Source organism: Acidianus manzaensis, from assembly GCF_002116695.1.
In the GTDB taxonomy this organism is placed as follows: Archaea; Thermoproteota; Thermoprotei_A; order Sulfolobales; family Sulfolobaceae; genus Acidianus; species Acidianus manzaensis.
Window position 1 is genome coordinate 2081805 of the sequence record NZ_CP020477.1, and the last position, 23716, is coordinate 2105520.

Consider the following 23716-nt stretch of genomic DNA (forward strand, 5'->3'; position numbering starts at 1 on the left):
ATTATTTAAGCAGTTATGAGCTTAGCTACACTTTTATATAAATGGAAAAATAAAAATCCTTCAAAAACGTTCTTAATTGATGAAAATTCAACCGTAAGCTATGAAAAAGCAACAGAAGAAGTAAAAAAAGTAGCATCCATTCTTTCGCCTGGTGAAACTATAGCGCATATAATGTTTAACTCTCTTCAGTCTGTCTATAATTATTTGGGAGCATACTGGGCAGGGTCAAAAATTGTAATGATAGATCCTTTAACCTCTTCAGAAGATCTAAAATTTATTTTAGAAGACTCTAATCCTAGTATAGTATTTACTGATAAAGAAATATATGATAGAGAGAAAAATATACTAAAAAACTATAAAACAGTTACCTCAATAGAAAACAGTAAAATTTTGAATGAGAAACCTTATGAGTATAGAGAAGATGAAGTAGGATTAATATATTATTATGCAGGAATCGCAGGAAGAACGATGCAAGTCTTACATAGTGCTGAAAGAGTAGAATTAAATTCTGCTTCATTATATAATACTATAAAATTAAACAATATCTCTACTGTACTTACAGTTCCACTAGCTCATGTTTTAGGAAATAGTGTGCTAGGATTAGTATTAGAAGATGGAGGATCAATGTATGTATTGAAAAAATTTAATGCAAAAGAAACTATATCCGTAATAAATAAATATTCAATGAATTTCCTAGCTACAGTACCTATGGTTTATGATTCTTTAAATAATGAAGAAGGTAATTTAAGTAGTTTAAAAATATGTGTAAGTACAGCAGCTCCCCTCTTTCCTAATACAGTAAAGTTATTCAAGGAAAAGTTTGGGAAAGATATAGTTCAACAATATGGCTTTACAGAAGGTTTAGTAGTTACATATCAACCAATTGAATATTCTAATGTAATAAGTATAGGAAAACCAATATTACAAGCTGAAATAAAAATAGTTAAAGATGATAATACTGAAGCTAAAATAGGAGAAACAGGTGAATTATGGGTAAAAGCACCATGGTTAATGCTTGGATATAAGGATGAAGAAGAAACTAGAAAAGTATACGAAGGAGAATGGCTTAAAACTGGAGATTTAGTTATGATGAACGAGGAAGGATTACTTTTCTTTAAAGGAATAAAGAAGAGAATGCTAAAATATAAAGGATATCCAATATTTCCAAGAGATTTGGAAACAATATTACTTAATCATCCTTCAGTAACTAGTGCTTATGTTTATGGTGAAGATTCAGGAAATCTAGGTACCCAACCAGTAGCTAAAGTTACTGTCAAAGAAAAAAGAGAGGGATTAGATGAAGAGTTATTAAATTATGTTAACCAAAGAGTAGCATTTTATAAGAGATTAAAAAGAGTATATATAGTGGATAAACTTGAGTGATATAGAATCTTTAATAAAAGATATAGCAAAAAAACTAGAAGAGAAAGCAAATAGTCTACAAGAAGAGGATAAAAGCGAAACAATTACTATAACTGATGAGAATTTCGATGATATAATTTCAAAAAATAAAATAGTTGTAATAGACTTCTGGGCTCAATGGTGTGCTCCATGCCATTTATATGAACCAGTATTCGAGAGAGTAGCTAAAAAATACAAAGATAAGGCAGTCTTCGGAAGACTAAACGTAGATGAAAATTCTAAGACTGCTGATAAATACAATGTATTAAACATACCTACAACGTTAATCTTTGTTAATGGCGAACTTAAGGAAAATTTGGTTGGTGCTGTTGATACAGATACATTAGAGCAAACACTGGGAAAATATTTATGATAGAAGCACAGACATACAAAAAGTTAGGTGAATTTACACTAAATGCTGAAATAAAAGAAAAAGGTATAATTTGTATAACTGGCAAAAATGGAAGTGGAAAAACAACTTTTTTAAGAACAATAAGTGGATTTCTAAAAATAGATAAGGGGTATATCAAACTTAATAATGATGAAATAACCAATTTACCACCAGAAAAAAGAGATATTGTTTTAGTTAATCAAGAATCTTATATACCAAATTTTAAGGTAGATGCTCATATACTTTGGGGGGCTAAACTCAAAAAACTAAAAATAGAGGAAGACGAAATAAGACAAGCGAAAGACCTACTTGAAATAAATTTTGATGGAAAAGTAGGAAAACTAAGCTTAGGGCAAAAAGAGAAAGTTGCATTATTAACAGCTATCTTTTCTAAACCTAAACTTATCCTTGTAGATGAGGCATTCTCTAATATAAACAATAAGGAAATATTCATGCAGAACTTCTTCGAATTAACAAAAAAATACGAAATAGAAGTTATTTTTACTACTCAGGATGAAAAAGATGCTAATTTAGCTAACTCTCATCTAACCATGAATAATGGAAAACTAATTAAAAACGTTTAATTATAATACATAAAAACTTCAAATTCAACGATAATATAATTATAAATTTAGACTAATTATCTAAAAACTTTTCATATGAATTATGATATAAGCTTATATACTCTTTATCATAATTCGTTTCATGCCTTCAAATCCAGAAGAAGTTTTGAAGTTCATAAAAGATAATAAATTAGATTGGATGGATTTGCAATTTACTGATGTTCCAGGAAGATTACATCATATTACTATTCCTGCTAGTGAATTTGATTTAGATTCGTTAAAAACTGGTTTCGGAAAGTTAGATGGAAGCAGTATAAAAGGATTTACAATGATCTACGAAAGTGATATGGTCCTGTTGCCTGTCCCAGAAACTACTACCATAATACCGTGGACACCTGGCGTAGGAAGAGTAATAACTAAGGTATTTTGGGGAGGAGGCAAAGGTAGATTTGAAAGAGACCCGAGATTCATCGCAGAAGAGGCAGAAAGATATCAAATGGAGCAAGGATATACTTCATTTTTTGGTCCTGAACTTGAATTCTTTATTTTTGATAAATTAGATTTAGATGTAGGAACTCCACAAAGAGGAACAGGTTACAAGATATATGCAAGAGAAGCACCATGGCAAAATAGTGGAGGTCATTTAATAAGATACAAAGAAGGATATTATCCTGCACCACCAATAGATCAATTAATGGATGTAAGATTAGAAGCTGTAGATACGTTACAAAAATATTTTGGATTTACAATAGAAGCAACTCATCACGAAGTAGCAACAGCAGGACAAGGAGAAATTGACTTTAGATTTTCATCATTAGCTGATACTGCAGATAAAGTTCAAACATTGAAATACGTTGTAAAAAACGTTGCTGCAAAACATGGTATGGTTGCAACTTTCATGCCAAAGCCAATGTTTGGAGATAATGGTACTGGAATGCATACTCATTTTAGTTTATGGACTAAAGATAGCAAAAAGAACTTAATGTTTGACCCTACTGACGAATATGCTGAAATTAGTCAAATAGGTAGATATATAATTGGAGGCATTCTGCATCATGCTAGAGCATTATCTGCAATAGTATCAGCTTCAGTGAATAGTTATAGGAGGCTAGTTCCAGGCTTTGAAGCTCCAGTATATATAGCTTGGAGCAGGTCAAATAGAAGCGCTATAATTAGAGTACCATCATACTATAGAGGTATAGAGAAAGCAAAAAGAATAGAATATCGTGCACCAGATCCATCATGTAATCCATATTTAGCTTTCTCTGCTATTCTAATGGCAGGATTAGATGGAATAAATAAGAAAATTGATCCAGGTGATCCTGTAGACGAAAATATCTATCATCTAACTCCAGAAAAAAGAAAACAACTAGGAATAAAGGAATTACCTAGATCATTAGATGAAGCATTAGATGAGTTAGAAAGCGATAAAGAATTCTTAAAACCAGTATTTAATTCCACAATACTAGACGTATATATTGATCTAAAGAGAGATGAAGCTAAATCATTACAAATGTATCCTCATCCAATGGAGTTATACTATTACTTAGACTCTTAATACGCAGGAACATATATATTTGATTTTTTTAGTTTCTTATATATATCATTCAAATCTAGATAGCTATCAAATTCATATCTATTAACAGATTTTTTTAATAAATTATAATCTTGACCTAATAAATTAGCATAATCTGATATCCATCTATCCTTAGATGAAAGAAACCATGAAAACGACTCCTCATAAATACTTTTTATTTTTTCATATTCTAATCCATTTCTAACTGCTAATGTACAGCAATGATTATAATCAAAAGCATGTGAAATCTCGTATCCTTTGGATTCGAGAATAGATAAGTAAGGTTCCCATATAGCTATTGCTTTTATCTCCTTTTTTTCAAAACTATTTATCATATCTATAGGAGAATTATATGGAATTATTTTTACATCTTTCAATTCCTCTAATGTCCATACTTCCATACTAGATAAAACTGTAGATCCTACTTTGCATGAATCTCCTACTATACCTCCACCACCTTTGGCTCCTCCTGCTATAATATTTATATTAAACACCTTAGAAAATATAATTTGAGATACTACTGGAGAAAAACCTAAATCTATTTTACCCAAAGCTAAATCTCTTGTTACATCTAGTCCATTATTGTAAATTTTTATTTCTACTTCAATATTTTTTTCTTTCATTTTTTTAACAAACGGTATAATAAATGGATATTCTGCAGCAGTTATTATTCCAAGTCTTAGGAACCTTTTTTCATTAAGACTCACTATCAAATTTTTGCCGGCAATCACTTGTCTCTTTATTACTCCTTGTTTCTCTAAATCAGAGAGAAGTTCAGATATTCTGCTTTTAGAAATTCCAGATATTTTTACTAGCTCTGATTGTGGCAAAGAACCATTCTGTCTTAGAATTGATATTATTTTATCTTTACTGTTCATTAATTTATTTTTTAAAAAACATCATAATAAGTTTAAAGCTTTACCATTACTATTGTCTAGTAGTCTAAATACATTATTAACTAGAGCTCTATTTTCTTTAAATAATCCTCTAGTAGCTATTGATACTAATTTAGCTTCCTTATCTTTAACTCCTCTTACATAAGCGCACATATGAATTCCGCTACCTATTACAAGAACTCCTTTAGGCTTTATTGGACTGTTCATTATTGCATCAGCTATTTCTGAAACTAAACGTTCTTGTATTTGAGGTTTAGATGAGTAGTAATTCACTATTCTTATTATTTTACTGAATCCGGCTACTTTTCCATCACCATTAGGTATATAGGCAACGTGAATCTTGCCTATAAATGGTAACAAATGATGTTCGCATAAGGAAGAAAACTGAATATCTCTTATGAGAACTATTTGATTATCTTCAGATATATTCTCTCCATTTATATCCCTAGAATTAAACACTTTTATTTTTGGTGCAGGTGTTCTTAATCCACTGGTCATCTCTATTAGCGCTCTTGCTACTCTTTCAGGAGTTTCTTTTAGTCCTTCTCTGTCTGGATTTTCCCCTAATAGTTCTAGGATCTCTCTAACTCTCTTAGCTATTTCATCTATTAGTTTTTCTTGATCTATTGAAGTTTCCATACCAACTATAGCATTGCTACAATGTATATAAAATAGTTTTTTAGATATTTTTATAATAGTTTATAAGCTGTTTCAAGAACTATTGGTTTTCCTTTAGTTACTATCATTGTATCCTCAATTCTAACTCCGAATTTATCTGGAATATATATACCAGGCTCTACAGTTACTACCATATTCTCCTTAAGAATGTCATTAGATGTAAATCCTATGTAAGGTGATTCATGAACTTCTATCCCTACTCCATGTCCAGTAGAGTGTATAAAATGATTTCCATATCCAGCTTTTTCAATTACACGCCTTGCTATTCTATCTATTTCTGATGCTTTTACTCCTGCTGTTACTGCATCTATTGCTTCTAATTGTGCTTGAAGTACGATTTCATATATTTTTCTTACTTCTTCGTTTTTTATATTGAAAGTCCTGGTACTATCGAAGCAGTATCCTTCAAATTTTGCACCTATATCTACTACAACATTATCATTATTTTTAATCTTATAGTCAGTGGGTATATGATGAGGATAAGAAGAATTCTTTCCTCCTGCTACAATTGAAGGAAAAGCGTAATCTTCTGCACCCGTTATTTTCATTGTATAATCTATTATACCAGAAACTTGTTTCTCTGTGTTGTCTAAAATTTTTTCTGCGCTAACTTTCATTGCTTCAGCTGTTATTTCTCCCGCTTTTCTTATTTTTAGTAATTCATCTTCATCTTTTATGCTTCTAAAAGAAGAAACTCTATCTGATATATCTATTATTTGGAATTTACTGCTTAAATTCTGATATAATGATACTGGTACCCATGCTACATCTAAAGCTATGCTTTTAGAAGATACAAGCTTAGAAATTGCTGTAGTTAATGAACCTTCTATTATATTTTCTGCAATTTTATATGGATAATATATTTTTATATCTAGATTTTTAATGTCTAATGCTCTATTTTCTTCTAGTAAAGGAACTAATAAAGTAGTACTGCCCTCACAAGTGATTAAAACTCCTGCCCCTCTATAATTAGAGAAATAAAAAACATTAGGATCGCCGGCAATTACAACACAAGATTTTGTATCTTCTTCTATTTTTTCTAACTTATCTATTCTCATCATATTATATATTTGAAGTTTGGCTCTCTAATAGCTATTGCTACATCAAATGCCTCTTTAAGCAACTGCATCTTATGATACTTGTCTAAGTTAGAACGCAATATGTTCAAAATTTCTATTGAGTTATCATCTCTATATAAGCAAGTTTTCAATTTTCCGTCTACTGTTAGTCTTATCCTATTACATCCACTACAAAATATAGGATTTGCATAAGGTTTTACTATTTCTACCACTAGTCCGCTAGGTAAATAGAATCTTGGTCTATAATGTTTATTTCTTGTACCCTCTCTTAGTGCCTTTTCTTTAAGGACATTTTCTAAGTTGTTAAGTTTCTCATGATAACTGAATGCAATCTTTCCCATACCTACTGGATGTAACTCAATAAGATGAAGTTCATTTACACCGATTTTTTCTGCAAAATCTATAACATTAAATGCTTCATTTATATTCATTTTAGTTGCTACAAAATTTAGTTTTACTGGTTTTAGTCCTACATTAATAGCTTCTTTTATGCCTTCTATAACTCTATCCATTCCATCTACGCCAGTTATTTTTTTGAATTTTTCTTTATCTAATGTATGTAAACTTATGTTAACTCTGTTTAATCCTGCTTCTTTTAACTTAGATGCTATTTTAGATAGCATATATCCATTAGTTGTCATTGATACTTCTAATCCCAAATTTCTTAATCTATAGATTATTTCTGTTAAATCTCTACGTAATGTAGGTTCTCCTCCAGTAAGTTTTACATACTTTATTCCATATTCTTTAGATACCTCAGCTACTAACTCTATTTCGTCTGGTGTTAATCCATTTACATATAGATCTCCTTCTCCTTCCATATGACAAAAGAAGCATGAAAAATTGCATACATGAGTTAATGTTATTCTTAGATCTTCTAGTTCTCTACCGTATCTGTCTTTCATTACATTTATATTGTTTACATCCTTAATAAATGCGATGAAAGAAGTACTTTGTCCAAAATGTGGCATAAGAATGGAGTTTATGGCTGAATCAGAATCAAGTGGTAATAAGAAAGAAGTACGATATTTCTATAGATGTCCAGCATGTGGAACAAGGATTGTTGAGTCTACAATGGAAATAACCAAAAAGGATAATAATATTGTTATTAATATTCTGCAATAATTTTTTTGGCAATATTTAAATGCATTGGTGGAAACATAGATAAAAGAGTTATATTTTTTACACCAAATATTGCTTTAGATTCCTCTTTAGTAATATTATACGATTCTAGAAATTCCTTTGTAGCAAATTCAAAAGATTTTAACTCATTAAAATATTTAAATGAAACAAACAATAAAAACACAAGTATATCCCATGCGTAATATGTAGTTTCTTTTGTTCTTATTGCTTGTTCAGCGTCTATAACATATATTTTATCATCTTTTACTAAGAAGTTCTCAAGCTTTGTATCGCCTAATGCAAATCCGTTATCATGAATATATCTCATTGATTTACCTAGTTTTACAAAATGATTAATACCAATTTGTTCTCCATTTATATATTCTCTAATTACGCAAGAATTCTCGCAGTCTATATCTATTATTTTAGGTACTCCTATTTCTTCCCATTTTGTTGTAAAAAAATCTATCTCTCTATCCATTCTTATTTTATAATCGGATGCATATGGATACGATCTAAAAAATGATGAAATGAAATACCATTTTAATCCTGCATTAAGTGCATAGCATTTCATAGCGAATTTTTGTCCATCTACTTCCAATATTTTAGTTTGTAAATATGTATTCTTTATTATGTTTTCTATTCGCATTTTTACTACTCTTAATGACTAGGAATTAATAAATATATATCTTTTACACATATTTTTCTATATAGTCAATATACTTGAATGCGTCATCAGGAAATATTAAAACAGTAGTTTTTTCATCCATAATCTTTTCATACGCTGCTACTGTGGCTCCAGCACTTACCCCTATAAGGATTCCAGTAGATTTAGCCACTTTAATTATACCTTTTATAGCTTCTTCTAAATTGACATCTATCATTTTATCTATTTTAGCATCTGAGATAAATCCTTCATTATTTTGTCTTTTTATCCCAGGAATATGGCTACCTTCTGCTGGTTGTACACCTACTACTTCTATTTTGTCTCCATATTTTTCTTTAAAAAATAAGGATAAACCAGTCAAATGTCCTCCAGTTCCAGCAGTTGCTATTATTCTCATTGGAGTTTTTCCCATTGATCTTAGTTGTTCATCAATCTCTCTAGCTGTTGTATAATAATGAGTTAGATAATTTAATGAGTTATGAAATTGATCTAAATGCAATGCATTAGATTTTTTTGCATATGATTTGACCAGTGGGAGTAATTCAGTAGTAGATTTACCTAATTGCATTACTTGAGCTCCTAAAGATTTCATAAGTATACTGAAACTTTTTGGAGCCTGTTGCGGTATAAATGATGTAAATTTTTTATTATATATTGCTGATAGGGAACTTAATGCTATTCCAAGATTTCCAGATGTAGCTTCTACAATTTCGTTAGCGTTTTTGTCTAGAGCATCTTTAAAAAGAAACCATGCGGTTCTATCTTTTATACTTTTACTAAATGGATTATAAAATTCTAATTTACCCCATACGTCTTTACCTAAACTTAGCTTTAATAATGGTGTTGGCCACATACCTTCTAATAATTGTATTGGATCTTCAAATACGTGAAGATCTTTTGACACAATACGCATCTACCAGTTTATTTTTATATTATACAACTATAAAAGAGTATTCTTTTCTTTATTTTCTTAATTTCAACCTAATTATAATTTTATTTCCTTCTCTTTCATATCCTAAAAATTCATTTCCAGTCTCTTGACACCATTTTTCTAGTTCTTGAGTTACTGCTTCCCATGGAGTTTTTACTATAATCTCTTCTTCTCCTTGTAAAGATTTCCATTCTTTTAATATCTCCATTAATACTACTGGGCATATATCATCAGAATCTATAGTCTTCAAAGTGAGATCACCACATCTGAACTCTTTGCTTCTTCAAGGAAAGATATAGTTCCAGATAATTTAACTCCATCCATTAAATCAGACTTATTCATTCCTACCAATTTTAATCCTGCCTCATCAATATAGAATTCTACTCCTTCTTTTAATAACTCTTCTAAAAGTTTTGAAGTGTCAGGTATCTTTAATCTTTTCATCTGATAATTTATGAAAAGTCTAGCAAAGAAACCCAATCTTAATTTTGATTTTCCTTTATTTTGTTTAGTAAATAAAACTACTGCTTGTGAAGTTACGAAAAATTTTACTTCCCAATTTAAAGATTTGCCTCCTATAGCTAAAACTAACCCATGATAAAATTTGTCCATACTATTGTCTGCTAATAGTATAGTTAGTTTTGACATATTTTAGTAATAGTAGCAAAGGATTATAAAAACGAGTAAGACAAATCTGAATATCATGAAAATAAGAGCTATAACAGCTTTCTCTACTAATGTAGAGAAAAACACAATAAATGAATTAGAAGAAAAACTAAATGAAATAAAAATAGATACATTAACTAAAAGAATATCATTACCAGAAACTCCTAAAAATTTAGATCTAGGAAAATTATTGGACTTAATTAATAATAATGATATAATATATAGTCTTGTAAGTTTAAGACAGAATGATCCTAGACTCTCTCAAATAAAAGATATTTTATCTTCTTCAGAAAGAGTTTATGCAAATATACTTATAAAAAATGATGATATAGATAACGCAGTTAAATTACTAACAAAATTAGAACCGTCAGAAGCTTCAAGATTTGCATTACTTATAAATGATGAATTTCTTATGACTCCTTATTTTCCAACTTCTACTTCAAATGTTTTAAGAAATTCTTTTGCATTAAGTTTACTCTATGTTAAAGACATTATTGAAGGAAAAGGTATAATATCATTACAAAAAGCTGATGAAATAGGTAAGAAAATTCAGAAATGCACTAATTTGAAGTACTTAGGCATAGATATTTCCTTATCTCCTTGGAAAGAAGAGAGTGTAGGAGAGATAATTGAAAGAAAGAGTAATAAAATATTTTCAAGGGGAAATATATGGGCTGTAGGAGAACTTAACAAATTAATTTTTTCATTAGCATGGAATGCTAAAGTTACACCTATAGGATACTCAGAAACTATGCTTCCAGTAGGAGAAGATTATGTTTTGACAAAAAGAGTAGAGGAAGGATCTCTTAATCTTAGTCAATTAATAGGAATGACTTTTGCTTGTGCTGCAGGATTAGATATGATAGGAATAGAGGAAAATGAAGAATTATACAAAAATATTATCAAAGATAGCATAGCAATACAGTTTACCAAAAGAAGACCTTATGGAATAAGAATTATTCCATCCAGAGGTGAGGAAAAGATCTATATAAAAGAATTTGGTATTATACCAACCATTAAAGTTGTATAGAAAAGATTTAAATTACTTTTATATGCTTAGAAATATATAGATGAGTAAGATGGAAGTTAGAAGAGTACAAAAATTCGGAAAATCTACATTAATGGTTTCATTGCCTGCAGATTGGGTAAAAGAAGTAAATCTAAACCCAGGAGAGAGTATATACTTAGAAGTTGACGAAGATGGAAGCCTAAAAGTATATCCACCAAACCTAAAAACTGAAGGCTCTTCAAAAGATATGAAAATACAGATCAGATCATCTACATCTCCTGATTTAGTAAGTAGAATTATATATAGTTTATATATTTTAGGATATGACAAAATTTCAATAGAGACCTCAGAAGGTCCATTTAATGAAGACATACTAAGAAAACTAAAAGACACAGTAAGAAGTTTGATAGGGTTAGAAATAGTATCTCAAGATCTAACTTCAATTCAAATACAATCATTCTTAGATCCAACTAAATATAACATGAGTAGCCTAATTAGTAGACTAAGTAATACACTAAAACAAATGTTACACTACTTGAATTTAGGTATAAAAGAAGCTAGCAGGACATTCCTACAAGAAGTATTAGAGTTAGAAAAAGAAGTAGATAGATTATATTATTTATCATTAAGACAATTACTATTAGCTCAAGTTAATAGAAGCTTAGCTTACATGATAGGTGTAAAAAGAATACAAATAGTAGGCAATAGAATTCTTATGAAAGCTATAGAAGAAGCTTCTGATGAAATAAGTGAAGCAGCATCTGACTTACTATCATTACACCCAGAAGACTTAGAAGTAATGAAATACTCTTGGGATAAAATTGATATGATAGTAGATCAAACTGCAGTTGTTATAGATCATGTAGTGAAAGTTCTAAATAAAGAAGACATAAAATTAGTTAACGAAGTTCTAGAAGAATTAAGAACCTTAAGAAGAGTTTTAATGGCTGAAGCTATAATGGCAGAAGATAAATTACAAAAAACAGAAACTCCAACAAGAGTTACAGTAACTTTCAGAAGCCTTAATTTAAGATTGTATAATGCTATAAGAAGAATGGAGCCAATAGCAGAAATAGCATTTAATAGAAGTGTAGAAAATCTAAAAGAAATAACTATTGACCAATAGATATCTCCTTAAGTTGTGCAAGTACGTAATCTCTTATCTCACCTAAAGATGGCAAATTCCTTATTATTCTTCCGTTTTCCATGTATTTCACTAATAAAGGTTTGCAATCTTTTATTGGTTCACCATCTAGTAAAGTAATTACATCATTAAAACCGTTACATCTGTAAACTTGTTTAGCTCCTGGCCACTTTCCTCGTTTAGTGTATGGAATCCATTTATCGTTTATCTTTTTTTCTACTATATCTGCGCTAATATCTACACTTGGTGGAAACGCTATACTTGTTCCTACTCCAAAGCCATCAACGTATTGCCTTAACTCTAGTACATCTTCTTCATCTAATCCTCCACTAACAATTATTTTTACATGATTAAATCCATTAATATCTAAAGTCCATCTAACTTCTTGAACAATTTTCCTAAAATTACCCCTTCTACTGGATGGCGTGTCTAATCTTACTCCTTGAAGCCTCTTACCTAGTAATTTAGCTGCTTTTAAGGCTTCAGTTCTTTCATCCTCAAAAGTATCAACTAAAGCTATTCTTGGTACTTTTTCATCCATAGCTTCATCAAACGCTTTCCATGCCTTCTCGTTATCGCCTACAGAAAGCATAAGTGCATGTGGCATTGTACCAGAAGGTTCTATATTAAATAATTCCTTATCAAACGCACCTGAAATACCGTCTGCACCTCCTATGTAAGACGCTCTATCCGCCATAGGTGCTATAGCTGGATGTAAAGATCTTAATCCGAAAAATAAGACTGACTTATCCATAGCTAAAGATTTTATCCTAGCAGTTTTAGTTGCTATACTACTTTCATGTCTCATTATGCCTAATAATGCTGTTTCATAAATCCCGAAATCGAGATAATTACCCTCTATTATCATGATAGGTTCTATTTCTTTAAATAATGTGCCTTCAGGCATTGCATATACGTTAACTGGTTTACCTTCAAGCATTTTTAGGCTTTCTTCTAATCCAGCAAAAACAGCCCATTTATATTGACTAGGAAGTCCATATGAATGAAACTCCATCCTTACATTAACTTTGTCAATACCTAAATGCTGTAGTGTTTGAACTGTCCTATCAAAATATATATCAGTTACTTTACCTTTTAATATGTCTTCTTCTCCAGATATATAAAATCTCATATATCTATCTTTAGTTTAAAGTTAATTTTTAAACCTTAAACAATGCATTCAACTAGATATGATTACAGCAAATATGGTTCCTGCAAACATACTAATAGAGAAATTATCCGCATATATAAAAGAGAATGTAAAAGAAGTGCAACCTCCAGAATGGTCACTATTCTCTAAGACAGCGAGCTTTAAAGAAAGAATTCCAGATGATATAGAAAATTGGTGGTATATCAGAGCTGCATCAATTATGAGAAGATTATATAATGATTCCTTCGGTGTAGAAAAATCAAAAACTATATACGGTGGAATAAAAACTAAAGGAAGCAATCCACCTCACGTTGCTAAAGCTCCAGGCCATTCAACAAGATTAATATTCCAACAGTTAGAAAAAGCTGGATTACTAATAAAGTCTAGAGATGGCAGAAAACTATCACCCAAAGGAATATCTTTGTTAGATAAATTATCATACGAAATCTTTAAAGACCTTGCAGATAAAAATACTTCTTTGAAGAAGTATTTAGAGTGATAAACCATGTCAGAAGATGATTACTTAAACGATCCTGAACTTCAAAATTTACTAGCTAGAAGAGCTCAACAAGAAAGCAGAAGAGAATTAGAAGAAAGACAAAAGAAAGCAGAATTAGAATCTAAAAAAGAAGCATTATTAAGAGTAATATTAACTCCAGAAGCAAGACAAAGACTAAATAATGTAAAACTAGTTAAGGCAGATATGGCTACAGCGTTAGAGGATCAATTAATAGCACTAGCACAATCAGGAAGAATAAGAGTGCCAATTACAGATGATGAACTAAAAGAAATCTTATCACAATTAGCTGAACAAAATAAAAGAGACTTTAAAATAGAGATTAGAGAAAGAGGATGGAAATGAGTAGGAATAAGCCAGCAGGCAAAAAAATCAGATTAGGAAAAGCTATAAAAACAAATAGCCCAATACCGGCATGGGTAATTTTAAAGACTAACGGAAAAGTTAGAATAAACCCAGTAAGAAGAAATTGGAGAAGAAATAGTTTAAAGGTGTAATAAAATGAAAGAAAAGGATAATTTTGAGATGACAATAAATTTAAGAAAAATAGCAACAAGTGGAAGAAGCAGAAGATATGCTAAAGCCTTAAATCACATAAAAGAAACAATAACAAGGCATTTCAACGCGGAGAAAGTAATAATAGACCCAATATTAGCTGAAGCAATATCAACGAATAAGAAAGATAAAGTTGTAAATAGAATAAAGGTTATAGTAAACAAAATAGATGAAAAAACATATTTAGTAAAACTCGGTATTAAGTCTGAATGAACCTTCAAAGATTAAGTATTTTTGGCACAGATAATATAGGAGTTTATCTCTTTTCTAATGATAAATATACTCTAGTTCCTAAGAATTTAGATACTGAAGCTAAAAAAATAATAAAAGAAAATCTAGAAACAGAAATTATAGAAACAACAATAGCTGATAGCTATCTTATAGGCGTGTTTGTTTCTGGTAATAATAATGTAATATTACTGCCAAAAAATATTAGAGAAGATGAATTAAAAACAATAAAAGAAGCTGCCAAAGACATAAGAGTCGAAGTACTTAACCTAAATATTACAGCATTAGGAAATACAATATTATGTAATGATTATGCAGCACTACTGTATCCAGAATTTTCTGATTATGAAATGAAAGAGATAAAAAAAGTTCTAGAGATAGATAGTATAAAAAAAGGAAGAATAGCAAATGTATCAGTAGTTGGTTCAGTAGGCATGATTACTGACAAAGGAGGAATAGTACATATAGATGCTACAGATGATGAAGTTGCTGAATTATCTAATTTCTTTAAAGTGAAAATAGATATAGGAACAGTGAATTTTGGAAGCGCATTTATTAGAAGTGGATTAATAGCAAATTATAAAGGAGTGCTTGTAGGATCATCTACTACAGGTCCGGAGATTTTAAGAATTCAGAAAGCATTAGGTGATTAAGATGAATGAAGGAAAAGTAAAGATATACATGATAAAAGGAAATGCATTATTTAATGAAAGCAAATTTCCTACGATGCAAAAATTTACCAAATATGTTAGAGCATTAAATGAAAAACAAGCAGTAGAATATGTATATTCGTATTTAGGAAGCAAAAATAAAATAAAGAGATACAATATAAAAATTCAAGAAGTAAAAGAAGTAAAAGAAGATGAAGTAACAGATAGAAGAGTAAAAGATATTGCTAAGCTAAACAAAATTATTCTGTGATTAAAATGAGTGAAAATCAAGGTAAAATGGTAATTTCATTAGAAGATTTACTATCACAAGCTGATCTTCTAAAAAAACAAATAGACGAACTACAAAAAGCGCAAGCAGAATTAGCAGATTCTTTAGCATCAATATCTTCAGCTAAGGATTCTATAGAAGAACTAGGTAAACAACAAGAAATGCTTGTATCAAGCGATAAAAAAGGATATTTAATGTTCAGAATACAACAACAACCACAAAGTAAGGTTTTAGTTTATTTAGGCTTGGCTTATTATGCCGAAGTAGAATTACCTACAGCAATAAAAATCCTTGAAAGTAGAGAAAATGAATTAAATCAGGCATTACAAGATATCAACTCAAAATTATCAGAAAGCATAAATGCTTATTCACAAATAGCAGAAATTCTAAAAAGTATCCAACAACAAAGCAACCAGAAAGGTGAATAATTTGTTTTGATAAGTTAAAAAAAGCTTTTTCTAATTTTACTGATAAATTAAGACAAAAGGAGAATACAGAACAAGTTAAACAAGAAAATGAGAAAATAGAAGAAACAAATTTGGCACAACATCCTCTTTCTCAGAATGAAGAAAAAAAATCGGATGAAGTAGAATCTAAACCACAATCATCTTCTTACAATCAAAATATACCTTCCAATATACCTTCTACTGAATCTACATTAGAAGAAAACTCTCATGCAACTCCAAATATAAATGCACAAGAATCCGAAAAAAAACAATCTAGTAGTAGATTCAATATTTTTAACATATTTAGATATAAAGAATTAAAAGAAGATGATATAAACGATATAATAGAAGAATTACGTTATGAACTATTAGAGAGCGATGTATCACTTGAAGTCACAGACAAAATTTTAGAGGATTTGAAAAATGCTCTTATAGGTAAAAAAGTATCTAGAAGCGAGGATTTGGAAAACCTAGTTAAAGAATCATTAAAAAAGTCAATAAAAGATATATTGGAAAAAAATAAGTCTATAGATGATTTAATTGACACAATTAAAAAATCAGAGAAGCCTTATGTTATAGTATTCTTCGGAATTAATGGTGTAGGAAAAACTACCACAATAGCAAAGTTTGCATATATGTTAAAAGAACATGGTTTAAAAGTTATAGTCTCTGCATCCGATACTTTTAGGGCAGCAGCTCAAGAACAGCTTGCACTACATTGTGAAAAATTAAAAATCCCTCTAGTAAAAGGAAAATATGGAGGAGATCCTGCATCTGTAGCTTTTGATGCTATAAAATCTGCAAAAAGTAGAAATATAGATGTAGTATTGATAGATACTGCAGGTAGAATGCACGTAGATAAAGATCTTACTGAAGAATTAAAAAGAATAATAAGAATAGCTAAGCCTAATCTTAAATTATTAGTATTAGATTCATTAGCAGGAAATGATGCTTTAGAACAAGCTAAATATTTTGATGAAATAGTAAATTACGATGGAGTAATACTAACAAAAGTCGATGCTGATGCCAAGGGAGGAATAGTATTATCTTTAGCTTACGAATTAAAGAAACCAGTATTATATATTGGAATAGGTCAAGAATACTCAGATTTAACTCCGTTCAGCGTAAATTGGTTTATGGAGAAACTATTCAGTTAAATTAATTTTCTTGAAGAACAAATTGCTTATTATGGACATTATAGAAAGGATAAAAAGACTTCCTGAAGATTGGAGAAGAATAATAAGCGTGTCCAAAAAACCTGATAAAAATATGTTTAATATGTATCTTAAAGTAACTTTACTTGTACTAGCTTTTGTAGGCTTATTAGCCTTTTTAATTCAATTATCTTTGGCATTAATTGGTGAGTAATTTGGAAACTAAAATAAGAAATTATTATGCAATAAAAGTTACTGGTGGACAAGAAACAAATGTTGGACTAATGCTAGAAGAAAGAGCTAAAACTAATAATATTAATGAAATATATTCTATAATTGTTCCACCAAATTTGAAAGGATATGTAATAGTCGAAGCTTCGGGCCCGCACGTAGTAAAATTATTAATATCTGGAATCAGAAATGTAAGAGGAGTAGCGCAAGGCTTAGTTCCCAAAGATGATATACTTAAAATCGTATCAAAGAAAATAGTAGGACCATCCATAAAAGAAGGTGATTTGGTAGAAGTTACAGCTGGACCATTCAGAGGTATGCAAGCTCAAGTGATTAAACTTAACGCTGATAAGGAAGAGGTAGTGTTAAATATTCTAGAATCGGCTTTCCCATTAGAAGTAACAATTCCAATAGATCAAGTCAAACCTAGTAAGAAAAGTTAAGGTGATAGTTTATGCCTAAAAAAACTATAAAAATAGTAGTAGAAGGGGGGAATGTAAAACCAGGACCACCACTAGGTCCTACCCTTTCTCAATTTAAATTAAACGTAGGAGAAGTAGTAAAGAAAATAAACGATGTAACAGCACAGTTTAAGGGAATGACAGTACCAGTTACATTAGATATCGACGTAGATACTAAAGAATATGAAATAAGTGTAGGAATTCCAACTACATCATCTTTGCTATTGAAAAAGGCTAATGCACAACAACCTTCTGGAGATCCAGCTCATAAGAAAATAGGAGATATAAGCCTAGAAGATGCTATAGATGTAGCAATAACTAAAAAGCCTAGCTTAACAACTAAAACACTTAAAAGTGCAGTTAAAAGCATTTTAGGAACTGCAAGACAAATAGGTCTAACTGTAAATAAAAAAGATCCAAAAGAGATTATAGATGAAATAGATCAAGGAAAATATGAAGATATATTATCCAAATATGAAGAAAAATGGACTAAGGTGTAAAATTTATGATAGTTCCAAAAGATAAATTAACAGAGGGATTAAAAGAAGCATTATTAGAGAATAACAATCCTAAAAGAAACTTTAAACAAAGTGTTGATCTTATAGTATCTTTTAGAGGCGTAGATATGAAAAAAGGAGAAATAAAATTAAGAGAAATCGTACCATTACCAAAAGCTCCTACAAAAGAAAGAAGAGTTTTAGTAGTTCCAACATTTGAGCAATTAGATTCCGTTAAAAAAGCAGAACCAAATGTAATACTTACCAAAGAAGAATTACAAAAATTAAACGGACAAAAAAGAGTAGTAAGAAAATATGCTAGAGATAATGACTGGTTCTTAATTGCACCAGAATCAATGCCAATAGCAGGTAGAATACTAGGACCAGCATTAGGTCCTAGAGGAAAATTCCCTACACCACTACCTACTTCCTCTGAAGTCTCAGAATATGTATTAAGATTTAAGCATTCTACAGTAGTAAAAACTAAAGATCAACCACACGTTCAAATATTTATAGGAAGTGAAGACCAGAAACCAGAGGACTTGGCTGATAATGCAATAGCAGTATTAAACACAATAGAAGGAAAACTAAAGAACCTAACATATATAAAAGCTATTTATGTTAAAACAACTATGGGTAAACCAATTCAAATTAAAATGAAGTGATAATCATGAGCATTACAGTTCAAAAAAGGATACCACAATGGAAAATTGAAGAAGTAAAAGAGTTAAAAGAAAAAATAACAAACAGTAAAACCATATTAATAGCAAACTTAGAAGGATTCCCAGCAGATAAACTACACGATATAAGGAAGAAATTTAGAGAAATAGCAGAAATTAAAGTTACAAGAAATACGTTATTTGAGATTGCTGCAAAAGAGGCAGGAATAGACGTTAGCAAATTAGAAAACTACCTAACTGGAAGTAATGCATATATATTCACTAACAAAAATCCATTTGAAATTTCAATTATGCTTTCTAAGTTCAAATTAAAGAGATATGCAATTCCAGGTGATAAGGCAGATGAAGAAGTAGTAATACCAGCTGGAGATACAGGAATTCCTGCAGGACCTATGATAAGCGTATTTGGAAAACTGAAAATTCCGACAAGAGTTCAAGATGGAAAAATTAACGTAACAAAAGATACAGTAGTTGCAGAACCAGGACAAGAAATCCCAGCAGATATAACACCAGTATTACAAAAACTAGGTATAATGCCAGTATATATTAAATTAAAACTAAAAGTAGCATATCACGATAATTTAGTAATTCCAGCAGATCAACTAGAAATAAACCTTGCAGAATACTCATCAGAAATCGCAGAAGCATACAAGAATTCATTAGCATTAGGAGTAGAAATAGCATATCCAGAACCAGAAATTCTAAAGATAACATTAGGCAAAGCATATAGAAACGGAATAGCCTTAGCTAGAGAATCTGGATACATAACACCAGAAACAGCAGAAGCTGTATTCTCTAATGCATTAGCCAAAGCATACGCATTAGCAGGTGCAATTAGCGATAAAGTTGACCTAGGAATACAGATACAAAAACCAGAATCTAAACCAGAACAAAAAGAGACTAAAGAGGAGAAGAAAGAAGAAGAAAAGAAAGGACCAAGCGAAGAAGATGTAGGAAGCGGAATAGCTTCATTATTTGGCTGATAAAGTTTTTAAAGGTGCATACAAAGTAAAAGAAGTTGATAGAATATGGAATACATATACGCAAGTCTATTATTACACTCAGCTAAAAAAGATATAACTGAAGATGCAGTAAAAAATGTCCTCACAGCAGCAGGAGTAAATGTAGATGAAGTAAGAGTTAAAGCTGTAGTAGCAGCATTAAAAGAAGTAAATATAGATGATGTACTAAAGAACGCCGCAGCAATGCAAGTAACAGCAGCACCAGCAGCTCAAGCACCAGCACAAGCTAAAGAAGAGAAGAAAGAGGAGAAGAAAGAAGAAGAAAAGAAAGGACCAAGCGAAGAAGAAATCGCAGGAGGACTTGCATCTCTATTCGGTTAAAATTTTTTTATTATATCCTTTAGATAGTCTTTTTAATTCTTCTTTAGCTTTTTCTAATTATGAAATTGGATGAAAATGAGTATAGGCTAGACTTCTTTAAGAAAAATAATTACTTAAGAAAAATATGCGAAAACTGCAAAACACCATTTTGGACTACAGATCAAAAAAGAACAAATTGCGCTGATATACCTTGTTCTGATTATGATTTTTTAGATCTTAACATAGGGAAACTTAACCTTAGTGTTAGTGAAGCTAGAAAGACGTTTTTAAAGTTCTTTGAAAAGAATGGTCATACGATAATTCCACCAAAACCAGTAATAGCTAGATGGAGAAAAGACCTATATTTAACTATAGCTAGTATCGTTGATTTTCAACCTCACGTAACTAGTGGATTAGTTCCACCTCCAGCTAATCCACTGGTTGTATCACAACCATGTATAAGATTAGAGGACGTAGATAACGTTGGAATAACATTTGGTAGGCATTTAACAACTTTCGAAATGGGAGGACATCACGCCTTTAACTATCCAGACAAATTTGTTTATTGGAAAGATAAAACTGTTGAATTATCTAAACAATTCTTTACAGAAGAATTGAAAATTCCAGAAGAACTTCTAACGTTTAAAGAGTCTTGGTGGGAAGGTGGAGGAAATGCAGGACCATCATTTGAAGTTACTGTTGGAGGATTAGAATTAGCTACACTAGTATTTATGCAGTACCAAATAATCAACGGAGAATATATTCCATTAAAACTGAAAATAGTAGATACTGGATATGGAATAGAAAGACTAGCTTGGTTTACACAAAAAACTCCCACAGCATTTCACGCGATCTATGGAAATTTGGTATATACTTTCTTTAAGAAATTAAATCAAAATTATGTAGATGAAGAGTTATTGAAAGCTGCAGCTAGATTTGCAGGTAGAATAGATCCTGATAATCCAGAAACGATTAAGATACATAGAGAAATAGTAGCTAAATCTTTGGGCTTAAAAACAGAAGATGTAGAAAAAGAATTACTTAGAGCTGCTAGAGTTTTCCAAGTTCTAGATCATACTAAAACTATCGCATTAATGCTAGCTGATGGATTAGTTCCATCAAATTCAGGTGAAGGATATCTTGGAAGATTATTGATAAGAAGAACTTTAAGAGTATTAAAATTCCTACAAAGCGATATAGATCTAAACGAGCTAATGAAAGAACAGATTGAATTCTGGAAAGAAGACTTCCCTCAAATGCAAAAAAATAAAGATTATATATTAGACTCTATAGAAAATGAGCAAGAAAAATATAAAGAAATCTTAAGTAAAGTAGGTTCTGTAGCTTCTACTTTAGCTAAAAAATCCAATATAACCACAGAAGACTTAGTACAAATTTATGATTCTAATGGGATATCTCCAGATATAATAGCAGATGAGCTAAGTAAAAAAGGAATAAAAGTAGATATTCCTTTTAATTTCTATGCTATAGTTGCAAAAAGACATCAAAGTGCTCCCATAAAGGGAGAAAAAGAAAAACAGAAATTAACTCCAGATATAGCAGAATTCGCTAAAAAATTTTCGTCTACAGAGAAATTGTACTATAAAGATCAATATCAAAGAGACTTTACTGCAAAAATACTTGGAATCTACAAAAATTATCTAATACTAGATAAAACTGTATTTTATCCAGAAGGAGGCGGACAATTAGGCGACACTGGCATAATCAAATTCCAGAATAACGAAGAAGTAAAGGTTATAGATACACAAAAAGTTGGAGATGTAGTAGTACATATTCTAGATAAAGAAGTACAAGCAAAAGAAGGCGAAGAAGTATATGGAGAAATAGACTGGCAAAGGAGATATAGGCTAATGAAACATCATACAGCTACTCATGTTGTATTAGCAGCTGCCAAAAAATTATTAGGCGAACATGTATGGCAAGCAGGAGCAGAAAAAACTCCTGAGAAAGCTAGATTAGATATAACTCATTATAAAATGCTCACTCCAGAGGAAATTAAAGAACTCGAAGATATGTGCAATTATGTGATAAATGATAGAAGACCAGTAAAAGCTATAGAGTTAGACAGAATGAAAGCTGAAATGACTTATGGTGTTTCTATTTACGAAGGAGGTGTAGTAAATAAACCAATTATAAGATTGCTTGAAATAAAAGATTGGGATGTTGAAAGTTGTGGTGGTACACACGTAAGTAACACTAGCGAAATAGGAGGTATAAAAATAATAAATACAGAAAAAATACAAGATGGAGTAATAAGATTGGAATATGTTGCAGGAGATATGGTATCTAATTATGCTAGAAAATTAGAAGACACACTTAATGAAGTATCAAAAGATCTTAACACTTCAGTTGACCAATTAGAAATAAAACTTAGAAGAACGTTGCAAGATTTTACTAAGGTAAAACAAGAGTTATCAGAATATAAAAAGTTCTTCGAAGAGTATGCAGAAAAACAAACTATTACAGAAAAAGTAGAAGGCACAGATATAATACTAAAAATATTGCCAGCAGAAGTAAAAGATGATGAAATAATCAAAAATTTATTCAAAAAATTGACTTCAAATACAGAAAAAACTTATGTAATATCAATAAATAATAATATAGTAGATATAGCATGCAGTAAAGATCTTAAAGTGGATAACATAATATCAATGTTAAGAAATAAAGGAGGAAAAGGAGGAGGAAAAGGAACGTATGGAAGTATAACTATTTCAAACAAGAATAGAGAAGAGATAATAAATGATATCAAAGACGAAATTAAAAGAAGCTTACATTGACTATAAATTTCTTTTAAATAGAGGTTATAATAGAAAGTCTGCTCTAGACTTAGTTACTTCTAGATATATATTAACTCAAAAAGAAAGACTATTATTATATAGATGTACTCATTCAGATAAAGAAATAGAAAATATCAAACTAAAACTCTTTCTTAGTAAAAAATTAATAATAGATGGATTTAATGTTGCAATTACAATACTAAACGCGTTAGACAACGATGAAGCATTCATATGCGATGACGGTTTTGTAAGAGATTTAGGAATAGGAAAGAAAAAAGATGATTCTAGAATATTAGATATCTTAATATTATTTTCAGAGTTTTGTTTTAGTATGGGAATAGTAGAGCTTATAATTATTCTAGATTCTCAAATAAGTCATAGCGGAGAAATAATGAAAAATCTAAAAACAAGAAAAATTAATGCAAAATTAGAAAAAACTGCTGATAAAGAAATAGTAATAAGAGAAGCTGAAAACGATGATTATTCCATAATAAGTAATGACTTTCTAATATTAGAAAAGGCTAAAAGAATACATGATATGATAGGACTTTTTATTAAGGAATACGTAGACTTACCACAAATACCAGATGATCTATAATAATGCTAAAACTAGTA

The 23716-nt window shown here is 30.4% G+C and carries 32 protein-coding genes; 23 read left to right on the forward strand and 9 right to left on the reverse strand.

What is annotated here, in order from left to right:
• The first annotated feature begins 15 nt into the window (after window positions 1-15).
• From B6F84_RS10805 to glnA, 4 genes are all read left to right on the forward strand, one after another.
• The gene (locus tag B6F84_RS10805; RefSeq protein WP_187152688.1) at window positions 16-1383 is read left to right on the forward strand and encodes a class I adenylate-forming enzyme family protein; all 1368 of its coding nucleotides are present in this window, start codon (window positions 16-18) and stop codon (window positions 1381-1383) included.
• Window positions 1376-1774, forward strand: a complete 399-nt coding sequence (trxA, locus tag B6F84_RS10810; RefSeq protein ID WP_148692245.1) for a thioredoxin — start codon at window positions 1376-1378, stop codon at window positions 1772-1774. The genes B6F84_RS10805 and trxA overlap by 8 nt, the downstream gene beginning before the upstream one ends.
• On the forward strand, window positions 1771-2376 hold the full coding sequence (locus B6F84_RS10815) for an ATP-binding cassette domain-containing protein (RefSeq protein WP_148692246.1): 606 nt from the start codon (window positions 1771-1773) through the stop codon (window positions 2374-2376). The genes trxA and B6F84_RS10815 overlap by 4 nt, the downstream gene beginning before the upstream one ends.
• 121 nt (window positions 2377-2497) lie before the next feature.
• The gene (glnA, locus tag B6F84_RS10820) at window positions 2498-3913 is read left to right on the forward strand and encodes a type I glutamate--ammonia ligase (protein ID WP_148692247.1); all 1416 of its coding nucleotides are present in this window, start codon (window positions 2498-2500) and stop codon (window positions 3911-3913) included.
• On the opposite strand, the gene B6F84_RS10825 is transcribed toward glnA, so the two are convergent.
• From B6F84_RS10825 to moaA, 4 genes are read right to left on the reverse strand one after another with little or no spacing between them, the layout of a single operon-like run.
• On the reverse strand, window positions 3910-4809 hold the full coding sequence (locus tag B6F84_RS10825; RefSeq protein WP_148692248.1) for a DUF7343 domain-containing protein: 900 nt from the start codon (window positions 4807-4809) through the stop codon (window positions 3910-3912). The genes glnA and B6F84_RS10825 overlap by 4 nt on opposite strands.
• A gap of 21 nt (window positions 4810-4830) precedes the next feature.
• On the reverse strand, window positions 4831-5466 hold the full coding sequence (folE, locus tag B6F84_RS10830) for a GTP cyclohydrolase I (protein ID WP_148692249.1): 636 nt from the start codon (window positions 5464-5466) through the stop codon (window positions 4831-4833).
• 50 nt (window positions 5467-5516) lie between these two features.
• The gene (locus B6F84_RS10835; protein ID WP_148692250.1) at window positions 5517-6566 is read right to left on the reverse strand and encodes an aminopeptidase P family protein; all 1050 of its coding nucleotides are present in this window, start codon (window positions 6564-6566) and stop codon (window positions 5517-5519) included.
• Entirely contained in the window at window positions 6563-7489 is a 927-nt protein-coding gene (gene moaA / locus B6F84_RS10840) for a GTP 3',8-cyclase MoaA (RefSeq protein WP_148692251.1), read from the reverse strand. The genes B6F84_RS10835 and moaA overlap by 4 nt, the downstream gene beginning before the upstream one ends.
• Window positions 7490-7523: 34 nt before the next feature.
• Between moaA and B6F84_RS10845 the strand changes: the two genes are divergently transcribed.
• Window positions 7524-7709, forward strand: coding sequence for a hypothetical protein (locus B6F84_RS10845; RefSeq protein WP_148692252.1), 186 nt, complete (start codon window positions 7524-7526; stop codon window positions 7707-7709).
• Here the strand turns inward: B6F84_RS10845 and B6F84_RS10850 are convergent.
• The 4 genes from B6F84_RS10850 to B6F84_RS10865 are packed head-to-tail and all read right to left on the reverse strand — an operon-like array spanning window position 7693 to window position 9952.
• The gene (locus B6F84_RS10850) at window positions 7693-8355 is read right to left on the reverse strand and encodes a BUD32 family EKC/KEOPS complex subunit (RefSeq protein WP_148692253.1); all 663 of its coding nucleotides are present in this window, start codon (window positions 8353-8355) and stop codon (window positions 7693-7695) included. The two genes, B6F84_RS10845 and B6F84_RS10850, sit on opposite strands and share 17 nt — an antisense overlap.
• Before the next feature lie 43 nt (window positions 8356-8398).
• Window positions 8399-9277 (reverse strand): cysteine synthase family protein, encoded by an 879-nt coding sequence (locus B6F84_RS10855; RefSeq protein WP_148692254.1) that lies wholly within the window; start codon window positions 9275-9277, stop codon window positions 8399-8401.
• 58 nt (window positions 9278-9335) lie between these two features.
• Window positions 9336-9554 carry a sulfurtransferase TusA family protein gene (locus B6F84_RS10860; RefSeq protein ID WP_148692255.1) on the reverse strand — a complete coding sequence of 73 codons (219 nt, stop codon included), beginning with the start codon at window positions 9552-9554 and terminating at the stop codon, window positions 9336-9338.
• On the reverse strand, window positions 9551-9952 hold the full coding sequence (locus B6F84_RS10865) for a DsrE family protein (RefSeq protein WP_148692256.1): 402 nt from the start codon (window positions 9950-9952) through the stop codon (window positions 9551-9553). The genes B6F84_RS10860 and B6F84_RS10865 overlap by 4 nt, the downstream gene beginning before the upstream one ends.
• 55 nt (window positions 9953-10007) lie before the next feature.
• On the opposite strand from B6F84_RS10865, the gene B6F84_RS10870 reads away from it, so the two are divergent.
• A complete protein-coding gene (locus tag B6F84_RS10870; protein ID WP_148692257.1) occupies window positions 10008-11000 on the forward strand; it encodes a DUF711 family protein in 993 nt (330 codons plus the stop codon).
• Window positions 11001-11049: 49 nt separating this feature from the next.
• A complete protein-coding gene (locus B6F84_RS10875; protein WP_148692908.1) occupies window positions 11050-12105 on the forward strand; it encodes a phosphate signaling complex PhoU family protein in 1056 nt (351 codons plus the stop codon).
• Here the strand turns inward: B6F84_RS10875 and B6F84_RS10880 are convergent.
• Entirely contained in the window at window positions 12092-13255 is a 1164-nt protein-coding gene (locus B6F84_RS10880) for a nicotinate phosphoribosyltransferase (protein WP_148692258.1), read from the reverse strand. The genes B6F84_RS10875 and B6F84_RS10880 overlap by 14 nt on opposite strands.
• 58 nt (window positions 13256-13313) lie before the next feature.
• Between B6F84_RS10880 and B6F84_RS10885 the strand changes: the two genes are divergently transcribed.
• The 16 genes from B6F84_RS10885 (at window position 13314) to B6F84_RS10960 (ending at window position 23699) form a co-directional block, all read left to right on the forward strand.
• The gene (locus B6F84_RS10885) at window positions 13314-13772 is read left to right on the forward strand and encodes a 30S ribosomal protein S19e (RefSeq protein ID WP_148692259.1); all 459 of its coding nucleotides are present in this window, start codon (window positions 13314-13316) and stop codon (window positions 13770-13772) included.
• Between the two features lie 6 nt (window positions 13773-13778).
• Window positions 13779-14135 carry a DNA-binding protein gene (locus tag B6F84_RS10890; protein ID WP_148692260.1) on the forward strand — a complete coding sequence of 119 codons (357 nt, stop codon included), beginning with the start codon at window positions 13779-13781 and terminating at the stop codon, window positions 14133-14135.
• Window positions 14132-14287: a 50S ribosomal protein L39e gene (locus B6F84_RS10895; RefSeq protein WP_148692261.1), complete on the forward strand. Its 156-nt coding sequence runs from the start codon at window positions 14132-14134 to the stop codon at window positions 14285-14287. Before B6F84_RS10890 ends, B6F84_RS10895 begins: the two co-directional genes overlap by 4 nt.
• Before the next feature lie 4 nt (window positions 14288-14291).
• Complete coding sequence (locus B6F84_RS10900; protein ID WP_148692262.1) at window positions 14292-14558, forward strand: 50S ribosomal protein L31e; 267 nt, start codon at window positions 14292-14294, stop codon at window positions 14556-14558.
• Window positions 14555-15226, forward strand: a complete 672-nt coding sequence (locus B6F84_RS10905; RefSeq protein WP_148692263.1) for a translation initiation factor IF-6 — start codon at window positions 14555-14557, stop codon at window positions 15224-15226. Before B6F84_RS10900 ends, B6F84_RS10905 begins: the two co-directional genes overlap by 4 nt.
• Window position 15227: 1 nt before the next feature.
• Complete coding sequence (rpl18a, locus tag B6F84_RS10910) at window positions 15228-15494, forward strand: 50S ribosomal protein L18Ae (RefSeq protein WP_148692264.1); 267 nt, start codon at window positions 15228-15230, stop codon at window positions 15492-15494.
• A gap of 5 nt (window positions 15495-15499) precedes the next feature.
• Window positions 15500-15940, forward strand: a complete 441-nt coding sequence (gene pfdA, locus B6F84_RS10915) for a prefoldin subunit alpha (protein WP_148692265.1) — start codon at window positions 15500-15502, stop codon at window positions 15938-15940.
• A 260-nt stretch (window positions 15941-16200) separates the two neighbouring features.
• On the forward strand, window positions 16201-17115 hold the full coding sequence (ftsY, locus tag B6F84_RS10920; protein ID WP_222703227.1) for a signal recognition particle-docking protein FtsY: 915 nt from the start codon (window positions 16201-16203) through the stop codon (window positions 17113-17115).
• Window positions 17116-17146: 31 nt separating this feature from the next.
• Window positions 17147-17326, forward strand: a complete 180-nt coding sequence (locus B6F84_RS10925; protein ID WP_148692267.1) for a protein translocase SEC61 complex subunit gamma — start codon at window positions 17147-17149, stop codon at window positions 17324-17326.
• Between the two features lies 1 nt (window position 17327).
• Complete coding sequence (locus B6F84_RS10930) at window positions 17328-17786, forward strand: transcription elongation factor Spt5 (protein WP_148692268.1); 459 nt, start codon at window positions 17328-17330, stop codon at window positions 17784-17786.
• Window positions 17787-17797: 11 nt separating this feature from the next.
• Window positions 17798-18304 carry a 50S ribosomal protein L11 gene (locus B6F84_RS10935; protein WP_148692269.1) on the forward strand — a complete coding sequence of 169 codons (507 nt, stop codon included), beginning with the start codon at window positions 17798-17800 and terminating at the stop codon, window positions 18302-18304.
• 5 nt (window positions 18305-18309) lie between these two features.
• The gene (locus B6F84_RS10940) at window positions 18310-18966 is read left to right on the forward strand and encodes a 50S ribosomal protein L1 (protein WP_148692270.1); all 657 of its coding nucleotides are present in this window, start codon (window positions 18310-18312) and stop codon (window positions 18964-18966) included.
• Window positions 18963-19964: a 50S ribosomal protein L10 gene (locus tag B6F84_RS10945; RefSeq protein ID WP_148692271.1), complete on the forward strand. Its 1002-nt coding sequence runs from the start codon at window positions 18963-18965 to the stop codon at window positions 19962-19964. The genes B6F84_RS10940 and B6F84_RS10945 overlap by 4 nt, the downstream gene beginning before the upstream one ends.
• 45 nt (window positions 19965-20009) lie before the next feature.
• Window positions 20010-20324, forward strand: a complete 315-nt coding sequence (rpl12p, locus tag B6F84_RS10950) for a 50S ribosomal protein P1 (RefSeq protein WP_148692272.1) — start codon at window positions 20010-20012, stop codon at window positions 20322-20324.
• A 59-nt stretch (window positions 20325-20383) separates the two neighbouring features.
• On the forward strand, window positions 20384-23101 hold the full coding sequence (gene alaS / locus B6F84_RS10955; protein WP_148692273.1) for an alanine--tRNA ligase: 2718 nt from the start codon (window positions 20384-20386) through the stop codon (window positions 23099-23101).
• Window positions 23064-23699, forward strand: a complete 636-nt coding sequence (locus B6F84_RS10960) for a DUF434 domain-containing protein (RefSeq protein ID WP_148692274.1) — start codon at window positions 23064-23066, stop codon at window positions 23697-23699. The genes alaS and B6F84_RS10960 overlap by 38 nt, the downstream gene beginning before the upstream one ends.
• Window positions 23700-23716: the final 17 nt, after the last annotated feature.

Bases quoted from the DNA above. Each gene is read 5' to 3' on its own strand.
- B6F84_RS10805 (WP_187152688.1), top strand. From the start codon at position 16: ATGAGCTTAGCTACACTTTTATATAAATGGAAAAATAAAAATCCTTCA.
- B6F84_RS10815 (WP_148692246.1), top strand. From the start codon at position 1,771: ATGATAGAAGCACAGACATACAAAAAGTTAGGTGAATTTACACTAAAT.
- glnA (WP_148692247.1), top strand. From the start codon at position 2,498: ATGCCTTCAAATCCAGAAGAAGTTTTGAAGTTCATAAAAGATAATAAA.
- B6F84_RS10825 (WP_148692248.1), bottom strand. From the start codon at position 4,809: ATGAACAGTAAAGATAAAATAATATCAATTCTAAGACAGAATGGTTCT.
- folE (WP_148692249.1), bottom strand. From the start codon at position 5,466: ATGGAAACTTCAATAGATCAAGAAAAACTAATAGATGAAATAGCTAAG.
- B6F84_RS10835 (WP_148692250.1), bottom strand. From the start codon at position 6,566: ATGATGAGAATAGATAAGTTAGAAAAAATAGAAGAAGATACAAAATCT.
- moaA (WP_148692251.1), bottom strand. From the start codon at position 7,489: ATGAAAGACAGATACGGTAGAGAACTAGAAGATCTAAGAATAACATTA.
- B6F84_RS10845 (WP_148692252.1), top strand. From the start codon at position 7,524: ATGAAAGAAGTACTTTGTCCAAAATGTGGCATAAGAATGGAGTTTATG.
- B6F84_RS10850 (WP_148692253.1), bottom strand. From the start codon at position 8,355: ATGCGAATAGAAAACATAATAAAGAATACATATTTACAAACTAAAATA.
- B6F84_RS10865 (WP_148692256.1), bottom strand. From the start codon at position 9,952: ATGTCAAAACTAACTATACTATTAGCAGACAATAGTATGGACAAATTT.
- B6F84_RS10870 (WP_148692257.1), top strand. From the start codon at position 10,008: ATGAAAATAAGAGCTATAACAGCTTTCTCTACTAATGTAGAGAAAAAC.
- B6F84_RS10875 (WP_148692908.1), top strand. From the start codon at position 11,050: ATGGAAGTTAGAAGAGTACAAAAATTCGGAAAATCTACATTAATGGTT.
- B6F84_RS10880 (WP_148692258.1), bottom strand. From the start codon at position 13,255: ATGAGATTTTATATATCTGGAGAAGAAGACATATTAAAAGGTAAAGTA.
- B6F84_RS10885 (WP_148692259.1), top strand. From the start codon at position 13,314: ATGATTACAGCAAATATGGTTCCTGCAAACATACTAATAGAGAAATTA.
- B6F84_RS10890 (WP_148692260.1), top strand. From the start codon at position 13,779: ATGTCAGAAGATGATTACTTAAACGATCCTGAACTTCAAAATTTACTA.
- B6F84_RS10895 (WP_148692261.1), top strand. From the start codon at position 14,132: ATGAGTAGGAATAAGCCAGCAGGCAAAAAAATCAGATTAGGAAAAGCT.
- B6F84_RS10900 (WP_148692262.1), top strand. From the start codon at position 14,292: ATGAAAGAAAAGGATAATTTTGAGATGACAATAAATTTAAGAAAAATA.
- B6F84_RS10905 (WP_148692263.1), top strand. From the start codon at position 14,555: ATGAACCTTCAAAGATTAAGTATTTTTGGCACAGATAATATAGGAGTT.
- rpl18a (WP_148692264.1), top strand. From the start codon at position 15,228: ATGAATGAAGGAAAAGTAAAGATATACATGATAAAAGGAAATGCATTA.
- pfdA (WP_148692265.1), top strand. From the start codon at position 15,500: ATGAGTGAAAATCAAGGTAAAATGGTAATTTCATTAGAAGATTTACTA.
- B6F84_RS10925 (WP_148692267.1), top strand. From the start codon at position 17,147: ATGGACATTATAGAAAGGATAAAAAGACTTCCTGAAGATTGGAGAAGA.
- B6F84_RS10935 (WP_148692269.1), top strand. From the start codon at position 17,798: ATGCCTAAAAAAACTATAAAAATAGTAGTAGAAGGGGGGAATGTAAAA.
- B6F84_RS10940 (WP_148692270.1), top strand. From the start codon at position 18,310: ATGATAGTTCCAAAAGATAAATTAACAGAGGGATTAAAAGAAGCATTA.
- rpl12p (WP_148692272.1), top strand. From the start codon at position 20,010: ATGGAATACATATACGCAAGTCTATTATTACACTCAGCTAAAAAAGAT.
- alaS (WP_148692273.1), top strand. From the start codon at position 20,384: ATGAAATTGGATGAAAATGAGTATAGGCTAGACTTCTTTAAGAAAAAT.
- B6F84_RS10960 (WP_148692274.1), top strand. From the start codon at position 23,064: ATGATATCAAAGACGAAATTAAAAGAAGCTTACATTGACTATAAATTT.